General features: G+C 72.8%; 11 protein-coding genes. 5 read left to right on the top strand and 6 right to left on the bottom strand.

Features of this window, described 5'->3' with window-relative positions; all coding sequences use genetic code 11:
* The first annotated feature begins 36 nt into the window (after positions 1 to 36).
* Together EAO75_RS29425 and EAO75_RS29430 are read left to right on the top strand one after the other, a co-directional pair.
* Positions 37 to 1,209, top strand: a complete 1,173-nt coding sequence (locus tag EAO75_RS29425) for a sensor histidine kinase (protein WP_147998180.1) — start codon at positions 37 to 39, stop codon at positions 1,207 to 1,209.
* Positions 1,184 to 1,846, top strand: coding sequence for a response regulator (locus EAO75_RS29430; protein WP_147998181.1), 663 nt, complete (start codon positions 1,184 to 1,186; stop codon positions 1,844 to 1,846). Before EAO75_RS29425 ends, EAO75_RS29430 begins: the two co-directional genes overlap by 26 nt.
* A gap of 129 nt (positions 1,847 to 1,975) precedes the next feature.
* Here the strand turns inward: EAO75_RS29430 and EAO75_RS29435 are convergent, their stop codons facing one another.
* The 5 genes from EAO75_RS29435 to EAO75_RS29455 all read right to left on the bottom strand — a co-directional run bounded on the left by EAO75_RS29435 (position 1,976) and on the right by EAO75_RS29455 (position 7,187).
* Positions 1,976 to 2,359 carry a luciferase family protein gene (locus tag EAO75_RS29435; protein ID WP_147998182.1) on the bottom strand — a complete coding sequence of 128 codons (384 nt, stop codon included), beginning with the start codon at positions 2,357 to 2,359 and terminating at the stop codon, positions 1,976 to 1,978.
* 87 nt (positions 2,360 to 2,446) lie between these two features.
* Positions 2,447 to 3,349 carry a YceI family protein gene (locus EAO75_RS29440; protein ID WP_147998183.1) on the bottom strand — a complete coding sequence of 301 codons (903 nt, stop codon included), beginning with the start codon at positions 3,347 to 3,349 and terminating at the stop codon, positions 2,447 to 2,449.
* A gap of 55 nt (positions 3,350 to 3,404) precedes the next feature.
* Entirely contained in the window at positions 3,405 to 4,487 is a 1,083-nt protein-coding gene (locus EAO75_RS29445; protein ID WP_147998184.1) for a maleylacetate reductase, read from the bottom strand.
* Positions 4,484 to 5,341, bottom strand: a complete 858-nt coding sequence (locus EAO75_RS29450; protein WP_147998185.1) for an intradiol ring-cleavage dioxygenase — start codon at positions 5,339 to 5,341, stop codon at positions 4,484 to 4,486. Before EAO75_RS29450 ends, EAO75_RS29445 begins: the two co-directional genes overlap by 4 nt.
* 49 nt (positions 5,342 to 5,390) lie before the next feature.
* Positions 5,391 to 7,187, bottom strand: coding sequence for an FAD-dependent oxidoreductase (locus EAO75_RS29455; RefSeq protein WP_410092492.1), 1,797 nt, complete (start codon positions 7,185 to 7,187; stop codon positions 5,391 to 5,393).
* Positions 7,188 to 7,310: 123 nt separating this feature from the next.
* On the opposite strand from EAO75_RS29455, the gene EAO75_RS29460 reads away from it, so the two are divergent.
* The gene (locus EAO75_RS29460) at positions 7,311 to 9,080 is read left to right on the top strand and encodes a helix-turn-helix domain-containing protein (protein ID WP_147998187.1); all 1,770 of its coding nucleotides are present in this window, start codon (positions 7,311 to 7,313) and stop codon (positions 9,078 to 9,080) included.
* A 22-nt stretch (positions 9,081 to 9,102) separates the two neighbouring features.
* On the opposite strand, the gene EAO75_RS29465 is transcribed toward EAO75_RS29460, so the two are convergent.
* Complete coding sequence (locus EAO75_RS29465; protein ID WP_147998188.1) at positions 9,103 to 9,687, bottom strand: hypothetical protein; 585 nt, start codon at positions 9,685 to 9,687, stop codon at positions 9,103 to 9,105.
* Between the two features lie 207 nt (positions 9,688 to 9,894).
* On the opposite strand from EAO75_RS29465, the gene EAO75_RS29470 reads away from it, so the two are divergent.
* Together EAO75_RS29470 and EAO75_RS29475 are read left to right on the top strand one after the other, a co-directional pair.
* Positions 9,895 to 11,061: an FAD-dependent oxidoreductase gene (locus EAO75_RS29470; RefSeq protein ID WP_147998189.1), complete on the top strand. Its 1,167-nt coding sequence runs from the start codon at positions 9,895 to 9,897 to the stop codon at positions 11,059 to 11,061.
* A gap of 120 nt (positions 11,062 to 11,181) precedes the next feature.
* Entirely contained in the window at positions 11,182 to 13,281 is a 2,100-nt protein-coding gene (locus EAO75_RS29475; RefSeq protein ID WP_147998214.1) for a xanthine dehydrogenase family protein molybdopterin-binding subunit, read from the top strand.
* Positions 13,282 to 13,294 lie beyond the last annotated feature (13 nt).

Here is a 13,294-nt window from a genome sequence, read left to right on the forward strand (position 1 = left end):
GATGCGCGGCACGCCGCGGTCCCTAGGCTGAGAACCGTGCTCCGAGACGACCTGCGAACCCTGTGGACCGAACCCCGGCCGCCCGACGCGCCCGCCCGGGTGCGGCGGGACTGGGCGCTGCTCGCCGCGGGCCTTGCCGGTGTGGCGCTGGAGGCCACCCTGCGCGAGAACGTCGTGTGGCGGCCGGTGGCGGTGGTGTTCGCCGTATGGCTGTGCCTGCTGCCCCTGTGGCGCCGGACCCGCCCGCTGGCGATGGTGACGCTGGCGTTCGGCTCGGTGAGCCTGCTCCAGCTGGCCTCGCTCGTCGCCGCACCGCGCGAGCCCGTCGGCCTGTACACCGGCGCGGTCGTGCTCGTGCTGGTGTACGCGCTGCCCCGGTGGGGATCGGGACGCGAGATCGTGCTGGGCGGCGCGGTGATCCTCGCGACCGGCGCGCTGTGTTCCGTCACGGACGAGACCCCGGTCGTCGAGAATGTCGTGGGCTTCGTATTCCTGCTGCTGCCCGGCGTGGTCGGGGCTGCCGTGCGGTTCCGGGTGACCGCTCGCGAGCGGCAGGTGGAGCAGGTGCGCTCCCGCGAGCGCGAGCAGCTCGCCCGGGAACTGCACGACACGGTGGCCCACCACGTGTCGGCCATGGTGATCATCGCCCAGGCGGGCCGGGTACTCGCGGGCACCGACCCGTCCGCCGCCGTCGAGGCGCTGGAGGGGGTCGAGGAGGAAGGGGCGCGCACGCTGGAGGAAATGCGCGCCATGGTCGCCGCGCTGCGCGACCGCGGGGTCGGCGCCGAGCTGGCGCCCCCTGCCGGAGTCGCGGATCTGGAGCGCCTGGTGCGCACCCCGGGTGCTCGCCTCAGGGTCGACCTGGGGCTCGACGGCGAACTGGACGCGCTGCCCCCGGCCGTGGACGCGGCCGTCTACCGGATCGTGCAGGAGTCGGTGACCAACGTGCTGCGCCATGCGGTCGACGCGACCGAGCTCGTCGTTCGGGTCGCCGCGGAACGGCACACGGTACGGGTGAGCGTGCTCGACAACGGCCGGCGCACCGGCCGGGGTCGCGACGGATACGGACTTACCGGACTGCGCGAGCGCGCGACCCTGCTCGGCGGCACACTACGAGCCGGCCCGGGTACCGACCGGGGCTGGCATGTCGAAGCCGAACTGCCGAGAGCGAGGAGCGAGAGCGGTGTCCATTCGCGTCCTCGTCGCTGACGACCAGACGATCATCCGCACCGGGTTGCGGATCATGCTGAACGCCCAGCCCGGCATCGAGGTGGTCGGCGAGGCCGCCGATGGGCGGGAAGCGGTACGTCTGGCCCGCGAACTACGCCCCGACGTCTGCCTGTTCGACATCCGCATGCCCGCACTCGACGGGCTCGAGGCCACCCGGCTGGTCGCCGGCCCGGGCGTCGCCGACCCGCTGGCCGTGGTCGTCATCACCACGTTCGACCTCGACGAGTACGTCTACGGCGCGCTGCGTGCCGGCGCCCGCGGATTCCTCCTCAAGGACACGGGACCGGACCTTCTGGCGCAGGCCGTACGGTCGGCGTCCGACGGTGAGGCGCTCATCGCGCCCAGCGTCACCGTCCGTCTGCTCCAGGCATTCGCGGACCTGCCCGCCGGCCGGCCCGTGGCCCAGCCGGTCTCTCCCGTCACCGCCCGCGAGGAGCAGGTGCTCCTCGCCGTCGCTCGCGGGCTGACCAACACCGAGATCGCCGATGCACTGCACATCAGCCTCAGCACGGTGAAGACGCATCTGGCCAGCCTGATGGCCAAACTCGGCGCCCGCAACCGGGTCGAGATCGCGATGTGGGCCTACGAAACGCGCCGTATCCTCCCCGGAACCTGAGCCGGGTGCCGGGCCATGTCCCATGAGTCCCCGCCCGGACATCAGTGCACCGGTCGGCTCACCTCGGCTCGATGATCTGGATCAAAGACCTCACCAGGACCACCCGATGATCACGACTCGATACGCGCCCTAGCCGCGGGGCAGCACCGTGACGCGACGGAAGTTGCACTCGTCCCCTGCCGGGTGCCCGGCAGGGGAGGGGTGGGTCTGATGTGCTTTGAGGGCGGCGCTGACCAGGCTCATCAGCAGATCGACGTCCGTGTCGCAGTCCAGATGGACGGTCACCCAGCCGGAGCCGGGGACCATCCGGATCGCGGTCGAGTCGCGGAGATCGTCATGGAAGCGTCCGATGGCCGGGACCGTCAGGTGCAGGTCCACGTCCCGCTCCGAGTGGAAGTGAACGATCTCGCTGCGGACGGAGCGCAGGGCCGGCCCGACGCCACAACTGGCCCGGCCCGAGCTGAGGTCGGGCCAGGCTTCCAGCTGTTCCATGGCGCGTTGGGCCAGTGTCATGCCTCCATAGTCGCTCGATCACCACGTCGCAACCAGAGGTTGAGCGATTCGTAACCGGGGCGTGAGGAACCTCTCAGCCATTTCGGCCTAGTCGGGAGGCGTAGGGGTGTCGTGCGTCCGGTACATCGCCTGTACGTCGAGCTCCAGCTGGACCGTGGGCCCGACCACCGCGATGCCGCGGGCCAGCATGCTGCGCCAGTTCAGGGTGAAGTCCTCCCGGTGCAGCTCGGCCCTGGCCAGCGCCGCGCACCGCAGCTCCTCGCCGTAGCCGCCGTTGACCGACCCCAGGTAGGTGGTGTCCAGCTCCACCGAGCGGCTGACGCCGTGCATGGTGAGCGAGCCGTGCAGCGTCCACTTTGTGCCGCCCCGGTAGGCGAAGCGGGTGCTGGCGAAGTCGATGTACGGGTAGCGCTCGACGTGCAGGAAGTCCGCTGAACGCAAGTGGGCGTCCCGGGTGTTGTTGCCCGTCGTGATGCTGGCCGCTTCGATACGTACGGACACCTGGGAATCGGCCATGTCCGGAGCCACCCGGATGCCGCCCGTGAACCGCTCGAAGCGGCCGTGCACATGGGCCATGCCGACGTGCTTGGCGATGAACCGGATCGCCGTGTGCGGCGGGTCGAACAGCCAGGTGCCGGGCACCGGCAGTTCGAGCTGCCGGGCCGACGCCAGCTGGACCCGGACGGCGGGCTGCGGCGGACCGGCGACGACGTCCAGGGGCTCGCGGTGCGGGCTCAGACCCTCGGCCGTGATCATGAGGCTGTAGCGGCCCGGAGGCAGCGCGGCGAGGAACAGGCCGTACGGGTCCGTCCTCCCTGACGCCACGACCTCGTGCGAGTCCAGCGCGGTCACGGTCACCTCGGCGCCGCGCATCGGCAGCCCCATCGGGTCCACCACCTCGCGGCCCACGACGCCCGCGCCGGGCGGCACGGGCAAGGGGACACCCGGGGTTTCTCGGGAGCGCCGCCTCCTGAGCAGACCGAGGGGCATGCTGATCACCTTTTCTTCCGGTGGGGGGACTTTCGAGTGTGTGGGGGGATGGCTGTCAGTGGGCGACCGTGGCCGGCGGGGCGCCTTCGTACGCCGCCCTCAGCAGGGCGAGCACGCCGTCGGCCGTCACCGGGCGGGGGTTGGCGTACGCCTGGCCCGCGATCTGCGCGGCGGCCACCGCCAGGTCGGCTTCGGCGAGGCCCAGTTCGGCGAGCGAGCGGGGCGCGCCGAGTTGTCCGGCCAGCTCCCAAAGGGCCGTCGGAGCGTCGGCCGTGTCCAGGGCGCGGGCCACGGCGGCGGCCGCGTCCGGGGCGGCGGGGGCGTTGTGGGCCAGGACGTACGGCAGCACCACCGTGTGCGTCTCGGCGTGCGGCAGCGAGAAGGTGCCGCCCAGGACATGGCACACCTTGTGATGCAGGCCCATGGTGGTCGCGCCCAGACAGGACCCGCACAGCCAGGCCCCGTACAGGGCACGCCCGCGGGCCTGCGGCGACGCGGGTTCCGCGGCCACCGCCGGGAGCGCCCGCGCCATCGCCCGTACGCCCTCCTCGGCCATCAGCGCGACGAGCGGCGAGGTGTCGGGGGCGTACAGGGCCTCGACGGCGTGCGCGATCGCGTTGACGCCGCTGGTCACCGACAGCGGTACCGGCAGCGAGAGGGTGAGCTCGGGGTCGTAGACGACGCTGCGGGGCAGCACCTTCGCATCGCGGCCGGTGCGTTTGACGCCGTCTTCGGTGAGTCCCCACACCGGGGTCATCTCCGAGCCGGAGTACGTGGAGGGCACGGCGATCAGCGGCAGGCCGGTGCGCAGTGCGATCGCCTTGCCGAGGCCGATCGACGAGCCGCCGCCCACCGCCACGCACCCGTCGGCGCCCGCCGCACGTGCCGTCTCGACGGCCGTGTCGGCGACCTCGGCGGGAACGTGCATCCGGGCCCGGTCGTGCAGTCCGACACAGGCCGGACCGAGCGCGTCGGCGACCGCCCGCGCGGTGTCCGCGCCCCGCGCCCCGCAGACCACCAGCACCCGCCGCAGCCCGAGCCGCTCCACCTCGCCCGGCGTCGCCGACACCGCGGCGCCGGCCCGGAAGACGACCCGCACGGGCCGGCTCTCGTAGGAGAAGTCGAGGGAGTCCGTCACGACCGCTCCAGGACGAGGTCGAAGCGTGCCCGGCGGAAGGGGTTCGCGACGCCGAACTCCCGTGCCGCGGCCGGGTCGTCGGCCGGGGCGAAGTCCGTGACCAGGCCCGGCTTCACGGCGAACACCGCGTCCGAGTCCAGGTAGTCACTGCCCGCCACGAAGATGTGCGTGGTCACCGGAGTGTGCCCCGCGGCCGAGGCGATGAAGTGGATGTGCGCGGGCCGGTAAGGGTGCCGTCCGGTGGCCCGCAGCAGCCCGCCGACCGGGCCGTCCGTCGGGATCGGATACGGGCTCGGCACGCACGTACGGAACCAGAACCGCCCCTCGTCGTCCGCGGTGAACAGCCCGCGGCCGTTGCCCGAGGGCTGTACGTCCGGCTGCTGCACGTCGTAGAAGCCGTTGCCGTCGGCCTGCCACACGTCCACGACCGCGCCCGGCAGCGGCGCGCCGTCCCGGGACAGCACCCGTCCGCTCACCACGCACGGCTCGCCGCCGCCCACCAGGTCGATGCTCGCGCCGAGCTCACGCACCGGCGACTGCGTCATGTGGAACGGGCCCAGGACCGTCGACTCGGTGGCGCCGGGGCCGTGCCGGCCGTTGATCGTCTCCACCAGCATCGACAGGCCGAGCACGTCCGACAGCAGGATGAACTCCTGGCGGGTGTCCGTGCACGTCTGCCCGGTCACCGTCAGGAACCCGATCGCCCGCTCCCACTCCTCCTGCGTCAGCCGCGTCTCGCGCGCGAAGTCGTGCAGATGCCGCACCAGCCCGGTGAGCAACTCCCGCAGCCGCGGGTCGTCCGTGCCCCGCAGACCGGCCACGACCTCGTCGGTGACCGTCGGCTCGTCCGCCATGCCCGCTCCCTCTCCGTCCTCCCGCGCGCCCATCTCGGCCGTGCCCCTCTCAACCGTGCCCGAGGATCCGCCGCAGCGCGTCCGTGAGCAACCGTTCGGCGTCCTCGGCGGCGCCCGCGTGCCGGAACGCCACATACCCGTCGGGGCGTACGAGCAGGGCGCCCGCGTCACAGATCCCGCTCAGGCCCGCCCAGTCGCCGTACGGGTCCTCGTACTCCTGGCCCGGTCCGACGACGACCGTCGCGATGTCGAGGGGCTGCGCCTCGGCGGCCCGCAGCCACGCCTCGCCCCCGATGCCGGTGAGCAGCGTGAAACGGCCCTTGCCTACGGTGTCGAGGGTGGACAGGGTCCGCGTCCCCGAGGTGATCCAGGCGTGCGGGAGCTTGGCGCCGGGGCGGGACGTGGGCTGGTGGTGCAGCTCTGGGTCGCGGGTGAAGCCGGGGTCGGGGGTGCCGTCGGGGACGATCGCGGCAGAGCTCTCCGCGGAATAGCGCTGGTTGAGGTCGACGCCGTGCGCGTTGAACTCGTACACCTTGAAGGCGATGGCCTCCCGCAGCGCGGCCCGCTGCTCGGCGGCCGCCTCGGTGGCTTCCTTGCGGGCGGCGATGTTGGCCCACAGCTGCTCGGGCGTCTGCGGCGAGAGACCGTCGAGCGCCTCGAAGATCGGTGCGGTCTCGGCGATGGACTTGTTGGCGCGCGTCACGACCTGCCGGCCGACCGGAGCGCGCTCGGCGTCATAGGTGTCGAGGAGCTTCGCGGAGGCGACGCCGTCGAGGACGAGCTTCAGCTTCCAGGCCAGGTTGTAGGAGTCCTGGATGGAGGTGTTGGAGCCGAGACCGTTGGACGGCGGGTGGCGGTGCACGGCGTCACCGGCGCAGAAGACACGGCCGTTGGCGTAAGTCTCCGCGTACATCTCGTTGACCGTCCACGCCGAGGACGATTTGATCGTCACCGGGATCTCGTCGTCGCCGACCAACTGGCGTACGACGGACAGGGCGTACTCCTCGGTGAGGTCGGGGGCGCCCGCGCTCACGTCGTAGCCCCACACGATCATCCACTCGTTCCAGGGCCGTACGCAGCGCACCAGGCCCGCGCCGATGCCGCCGACGGTGGCGCCGGGTGCGAGCACCCAGTACAGGGTCGAGGGGCGGTGGGCGGTGTACTTGCTCAGGTCCGCGTCGAAGACGATGTTGATGCTGCCCGCGACGCCCATCTGACCGCCCATCGGCAGCCCGGCGTCCTCGGCGACCTTGGAGCGGCCGCCGTCGGCGCCGATCAGGTACCGGGCGCGGACGGTGTACTCGTCGCCGCGCAGCCGGTCCTCGACGGTCACCGTGACGCCGGAGTCGTCCTGCACGAAGGACTTGTAGACCGTGCTGAACCGGAAGTCCGTGCCGCGGGCGATCGCCGCGTTCACCAGCACCGGCTCCATCAGGTGCTGCGGCATGTCGCACATGCGGGTGGGGCTGGCGAGTTCGTGCGCGGCCTGCACCAGCGGGTCGTTGCCCCAGGAGCGCACCCGGCCGAGCTCCTCGCCGGCCAGGCTGGTGCAGAACGTCGTGTCGCCCATCAGATGCTGGGGCGTCGCCCGGGCGATCACGTCCTGCTCGACGCCCAGATCGCGCAGCACCTCCATGGTGCGCTGGTTGGTGATATGAGCGCGGGGCGTGTCGGCGAGGCTCGCGTACCGCGTGACGACCATGTTGCGCACGCCGTAGGTGCTGAGCGCGAGCGCGGCCGACGCGCCCGCCGGGCCGCTGCCCACGATCAGTACATCGGTCTCGACGACGGTGTGCACGACAGAACGCTCCAGGAGATGAGAACAGACCCCGACCTTCAAGATCATGGAGCGAAGCGGCCTGTCGTGGGTGTCTCATTACGAGACAACCCGCCGGTCACCGACGTGCGGTGAAGCGGGACAACCCGCCCTCGCCATCCGCGCGACGCCCCGGATACGGTGAGGGACGCCATGACCACCGCGGAACATTCCCCTGCCCTCGCCCCACTACGCCAGGCCCGCGAAAGGTTCCTGACGGGGCGCCCCCTGCCGGACGGCGTACCGGACGACGTCGTGGCGGCCTGGCGGCGCGCCCGCTTCTTCGGTGTACGGCCCGATCTCGACGGTCCGCTGCGGGAGTCGGCCGACCCCGACGACTCGCCCCTGCTGGAGGCGGCGCGCCCCGCGCTCACCCGGATCGCGCCGGCCCTCGACGCCGGGCGCTCGGCGCTCGTGCTCACCGACGAACGGCTGAGGGTGCTGTGGTCGACCGGCAGCGCGCCCGGCGACGACACCTGCGCCGACCTGTCCGAGCGGGAGGTCGGTCACAACAGTGCCGCGCTCGCCCTGCGCACCCGCCGCCGGGCCGAGGTGCACGGTCCCGAGCACTTCCTCGACGTGTGGCAGGACGTCTCGGCGGTCAGCGTGCCGCTGCTCTCCCCGGAGACCGGTCAGGTGCTCGGCACGGTGACGGTGGCCTGCGGTCTGCGGGCGGGCTGCCGGCCGCATCCCGGCGCCGCACTCGCCGAGGCGGCCGCCGCCGCGGTGGAGGCGGAACTGCGGGCACGCGCGCGTACCGCGCAACGGGCGCTGCTCGACGCCTACGAGCGGGCCGCGCGGGGACGCGAGCGGGCGGTGGTCGCACTGGACGGCCGCAGCCGCCTGATCAGCGAGGCGGCGGCGGGCCTCGCCTCGCCGCAGGTGCTGGAGGCGCTGGAGCGCGGTGCGCGGGCCTGGGGCAGGGGGAGCGGCGAGTCGTACGACATCCCGCTTCCCGAGGACGCCGGCTGCACCGCCGAGATCACTCCGGTACGGCACGAGGGCCGCGCCCTCGGCCTGGTCGCCGTGCTCGCCCCACGTCCCGTGGAGCCGGCGCCGGCGCCGAGTCCGGCGGGCGCGCTGGTGGGAGGCTCGGTGCCCTGGCGGCACGCGGTCGCGCGGGCGTCGCGGCTGTTCCGTACGGCGGGACCCGTGCTGGTGACGGGGGAGCGGGGCACGGGCAAGACCGCCCTGGCCCTCGAACTGCTCGACGGGACGGCCCCGTTGGTCGTGGACGCCGCCGAATCACCCGAGCTCGGCCTCAAGGACGGCGAGCGCAGCGAGATAGGGGTCCCCCCGGCCGGAGGCTGGGGGAGGGCCGGCGACCGCCCCCTGCTGCTGCGGCACGCCGAACGCCTGTCCCAGCCTGACGTGGCCACACTCAACTCCCTCCTGGAGGAGCGCCCCGACGCCCGCGTGGTCGCCACCTACACACCCGGAACCTCGCCGGGCCCCTGCCTCCAGCGCCTCCTCGACACCCTCGCCGCCCGCTCGGTGACCCTGCCCGCACTGCGGGAACGCCCCGAGGACATCCGGGAGTTGCTGCCCGTCCTCGCGCCCGGGCCCGCCCCCGGCAGCCCGCCGCTGACCTGGACCCTGGACGCGCTGCGGGCGCTGGAGCAGCATCCTTGGCCCGGGAACGTCACGGAACTCGCGCATCTCGTCAGGGCGTTGGCCGGCCAGCGGCGACTCTTCGGGCCGGTGCGGCGCGGCGAACTGCCCGATCCCGTCCGCGAAGGACCGGCGGGGCGGACCCTCAGCCCGATGGAGCTGGCCGAACGGTCCGCGATCCTGGAGGCGCTGCGCCGCCACGGCGGAAACAAGGCGCGCGCCGCGGCGGCGCTGGGGATCGCCCGCGCCACCCTCTACCGCAAGCTGCGGGAGTACCAGGGCCGGGACGCCCTGACCGGGCCCAGGCCCTGAGCGCCCCGGACCTCCGAGGGCCTCAGCGGGCCCCGGTCCAGTTGTGCGCGACGTCGACGACGACGCGATCGGCCGCCACCCACACCCGGAACGGCAGCCGTGCCCGCACGCCGAGCCCGATCTGCGTGTCCCCCTCGAAGCTGCCGACGAACCGCGCGTCCCGGAACGTGCGGTACCCCGTGAGGTTCACGCCGGTCAGGCGCTGGCCGGCCTTCGCGGGATACGTGGGCTTTCCGGTGGCGGGGTCGTAGGCGGGCGCTGCCACGCGCACCTCGATGACGGCTCCGCCGCCGACGGCGATCTGCCGCCCCGAGCCGTCCTGGTAGAGACGGCTGACGTACCGGACGGAGTAGCCGAGTTCACGGGTGCTCGCGCCGGGGACGTCGACGACCATGCGGTCGAAGCAGGCGTGCCGACCGGTCCTGATGTTCGTCACCGACTCCGACGTGGCCGCGGAGCGGGTCTCGGCCTGACTGCCCCAGCCGGTGGGGCAGGCCGTGGTGGTTGCGGTGGTGGTTGCGGTGGCTTGGGCCGGGACCGCCGCCACACCCAGCGTGGCGACCATGAGCGCGGCTGCCGACGCCCAGGCGATTCTGTTTCGTCCCATTGTGTCCCCCGAGAGGTGATGTGCCTGATATTAGGGGAGACAACCTTCTTGGCCGAATGGTTGCACGGTTGCGGAGTTCGACCGTCCGGACTTCGCGACGATCGGCGGCCCGCATGGGAACCCGGGCCGGACCTGGGACGTTCAACGAAGGACGGCGGCGATCAAGGGCCGTGACGGGCAGGCACCGAAGGCTTATCAGGGGGCGATGTGACGCGGTTACTGGTCGTAGGGGGCGCAATCGCCGGGACGGGCGCGGCTCTGGCCCTGCACAAGGCAGGATGCGACGTCGCCGTGTACGAGGCGCACCCGGACTCCGCCGAGGACATCGGCGCGTTCCTCACCCTCGCGAGCAACGGCATGCGCGCCCTGGCGGAGGTCGACGCCTCGGCGGCGGTCACCGCGATCGGCTTCCCGCTGACCTCGATGCGCGTCCTGGACGACACGGGCGCCGAGGTCGCTCAAGTCCCGCTCGGCGAGGCTGGTATCCCGCACCTGCGCTACCGATGCGTGCGGCGCGGCGACCTCAACGCCGCCTTGCAGGCCGAGGTCACCCGCCGGGGCATCGGCATCCGGCACGGCATGCGCCTGGTCTCGGTCGACCACGGCCAGGGCGGCGTCACCGCCCACTTCGACGACGGCACCACGGCGACCGGCGACCTCCTGATCGGCGCCGACGGCCTGAACTCCACCGTCCGCCGCCTCACCGCCCCCGACCGGCGGCCGGCCTACGCCGGACAACAGGTCTTCTACGGCTACACCCCGCAAGCGCCCGAGGCAGCCCCGTCCGACACCATCACCATGGTCCGCGGCAGCACCGTCGCCTTCGGGTACGCGGTCTCGCCCGGGGGAGAGACGTACTGGTTCGCACGCGTCGCCGCCGAGCCGCTGGCCGCGGAGGACCTCGAACACGCCACCCCGGCGGGCCTGCGCGACCTGCTGCTGCCGCTGCTGCGCAAGGACACCACCCCGGCAGCGGACCTCGTCGCCGCCACCTCCGACGACCTCATGGTCACCAACGCCACCGAACTCCCCACCGGCACGCCCTGGCGCTCCGGCCGGACCCTGCTCATCGGCGACGCGGCCCACGCGGCGTCCCCCGCCACCGGGCAAGGCGCCTCGATGGCGCTGGAGGACGCCGTCGTGCTCGCCAAGTCCCTGCGGGACGCACCGGACACGGACGCCGCGCTGTCCCTCTACGAGAGAGTGCGCCGCCCCCGCGTGGAGCACAACGTCACCGTCAGCGGCAACATCTCCCGAGGCACTCACACCCCGTCGGGCCCCGGCAGCAGAGGCGCCGGACCGACCGGGCCCGGCGACCAAGAGCTCGTCCGGGACCTGGAGTGGGGCACCGAACTGCGGCGGCCCGCGACATAAATCGATGATCCGGCCAACTGGCGCAACCCCGAGGTGCGCAGGCCCCTCATAGAGGTCGAACCACCTCGGGTTCGCGGAGAGGAGCACCTGTTGGCCCGTCAGTTGTCCCGTCGACAGTTCGTGGTCTTTTCGCTTGCGGCGACCACCCTGACCGTCGCGGCACCCCTCGGTTGCGACGGTTCGACCGCCGAGGGCGCCGAGAAAGCCTCGGACGGCGCACGCCGTCCGTCCGACGTCCTGGTCACCGGCACCGACTCGGAGATGCTGGTCCTGGAGGTCACCCCGGCCAACAAGGTCGTCGTCCGGCTGCCGCGCGTCGAGGTCGGCCAGGGCGTCACCACCGCCGTCGCCATGATGATCGCCGAGGAACTGGACGCCCGGCTCGCCGACGTCGAGATCCCGCTCGCGGAGGCCCGCAACCAGGGCAACCAGTACACCGGCGGCTCCAGTTCGATCAGCTCGCTGTACGGCCCGGCCCGGCAGCTGGCCGCCACCGCCCGCGCCAAGCTGGTGACCGCGGCCGCCCGCCGCTGGCACGTCCCCGCGCGGACCCTGCGCACCCGGGGTACCCGGGTCATCGCACCGGACGGCCGCATGGCCACCTTCGGATCGCTGACCAGAAGCGCCGCCCCGATCACCAGACCCACTGTGCCGACCACGCCCAAACCGGCGTCCCAGCACCGGGTGATCGGCCGGCCGACGAACCGCATCGACGCCCGCGACATCGTCACCGGCAAAGCCAGGTACACCGGAGACCTGGCGGTGGCCGGGGCGAAGCCGACGGTCGTGGCCCGGCCGCCGACCATCGGCGGAAAGATCGTCTCGATCGACTCCGCGGCCGCCCGTGCCATGCCCGGGGTGCACGCGGTCGTTCAGTTCGGCGGCGGTGTCGCCGTGGTCGCGGAGACCTTCCACCACGCCTTCCAGGCCCGCGACGCCCTGCGCGTCAAGTGGGCGCCGGGACCGCTGGCGAGCCTGTCCGACTCCCAGATCCGCTCCCGGCTGCGCGCCGCCGTCCCGAAGCTGGGGACCCCGCCGCGCGGATCGGCGCAGACCGAGGCCGAGTTCGAGTTCGCCTTCGTCAGCCACGCGCCGATGGAGGTCCTCACGGCCGTGGCGGACGTCCGGTCACAACGGGCCGAGATCTGGTTCTCCTCCCAGACCCCCACGTCCGCGCGGGAGGACATCGCCGCGACGATCGGCGTACCGGTGTCGAAGGTGCGGGTCCATGTGATGCGCGGCGGCGGGTCGTTCGGGCGGCGGCTGAACCACGACGCCGCGATGGAGGCTGCCGTCATCTCCAAGAAGGCGCGCCTGCCCGTGAAGCTGATGTGGAGCCGGACCGACGACATCCGGCACGGCCGGATGCGCCCCGCCTCCCACCACCGCGTCCGGGCCAGCCATGACCGGGGCAGAGTGGTGGCCTTCGCCCACGCCACGGCCTCGGTCAGCGAGTCCTTCGGCGAGCGGGGCCTCTCCGCACAGGGCGGCGCGCGCTCCGCGGTACGCGCCCCCGCGGCGGCCCCTCTCCCCAGCGAGAGCGGCCTGTACAACTTCGGCCGCCTCTCGGGCGACTCGGGCTCGGTCGAGCTGGCGATACCGCTCGGTGCCTGGCGCTCGGTGGACTCCGGCACCGTGCGCACCGCCGAGGAGATCGTCGTCGACGACGTCGCCCGCGCCCTCGGTAAGGACCCGGTCGCCTTCCGCCGTACGACACTGCGAAGCAAGACCGTCAAGGCCGTACTGGACAAGGTCGCGACCGCCGGACACTGGGGCCGGTCCCTGCCACGCGGCCATGCCCAGGGCGTCGCCGTGCACGAGGAGTACGGCTCCAGCGTGGCCTGCCTCGTCGAGATCGACGCCGTCGATCCGAAGAACCCCCGGGTGACCAAGGTGGTGATGGCGGCCGACGTCGGCACGGCCGTCAATCCGCGCGGACTTGAGGCCCAGCTCATGGGCACCGCCGTCGACGGCATCTCCACCGTGCTGCGAGCCGGCCTGCACATCGACAAGGGCGCAGTCCGAGAGAGCAGCTTCGCCGACTTCCACTACGCCCGCGGGCGGCACTCCCCGCAGCACTTCGAAGCGCACATCCTGCCCTCCCGGCGCGAGCCCGGCGGAGCCGGTGAACTCGGCGTCCCGGCCGCGGCCGGCGCCGTCGCCAACGCCTATGCCCGGGCGACCGGCACCAAGCCCCGCCGCTTCCCCCTGAACTTCTGAGCCACCCATCGAG

The sequence above is a fragment of the Streptomyces sp. UW30 genome (assembly GCF_008042075.1).
Classification (GTDB): Bacteria; Actinomycetota; Actinomycetes; order Streptomycetales; family Streptomycetaceae; genus Streptomyces.

Coding starts and splice junctions, on each gene's coding strand:
- EAO75_RS29435 (WP_147998182.1), bottom strand. CDS start 2,359: ATGACACTGGCCCAACGCGCCATGGAACAGCTGGAAGCCTGGCCCGAC.
- EAO75_RS29440 (WP_147998183.1), bottom strand. CDS start 3,349: ATGCCCCTCGGTCTGCTCAGGAGGCGGCGCTCCCGAGAAACCCCGGGT.
- EAO75_RS29450 (WP_147998185.1), bottom strand. CDS start 5,341: ATGGCGGACGAGCCGACGGTCACCGACGAGGTCGTGGCCGGTCTGCGG.
- EAO75_RS29455 (WP_410092492.1), bottom strand. CDS start 7,187: ATGATCTTGAAGGTCGGGGTCTGTTCTCATCTCCTGGAGCGTTCTGTC.
- EAO75_RS29460 (WP_147998187.1), top strand. CDS start 7,311: ATGACCACCGCGGAACATTCCCCTGCCCTCGCCCCACTACGCCAGGCC.
- EAO75_RS29465 (WP_147998188.1), bottom strand. CDS start 9,687: ATGGGACGAAACAGAATCGCCTGGGCGTCGGCAGCCGCGCTCATGGTC.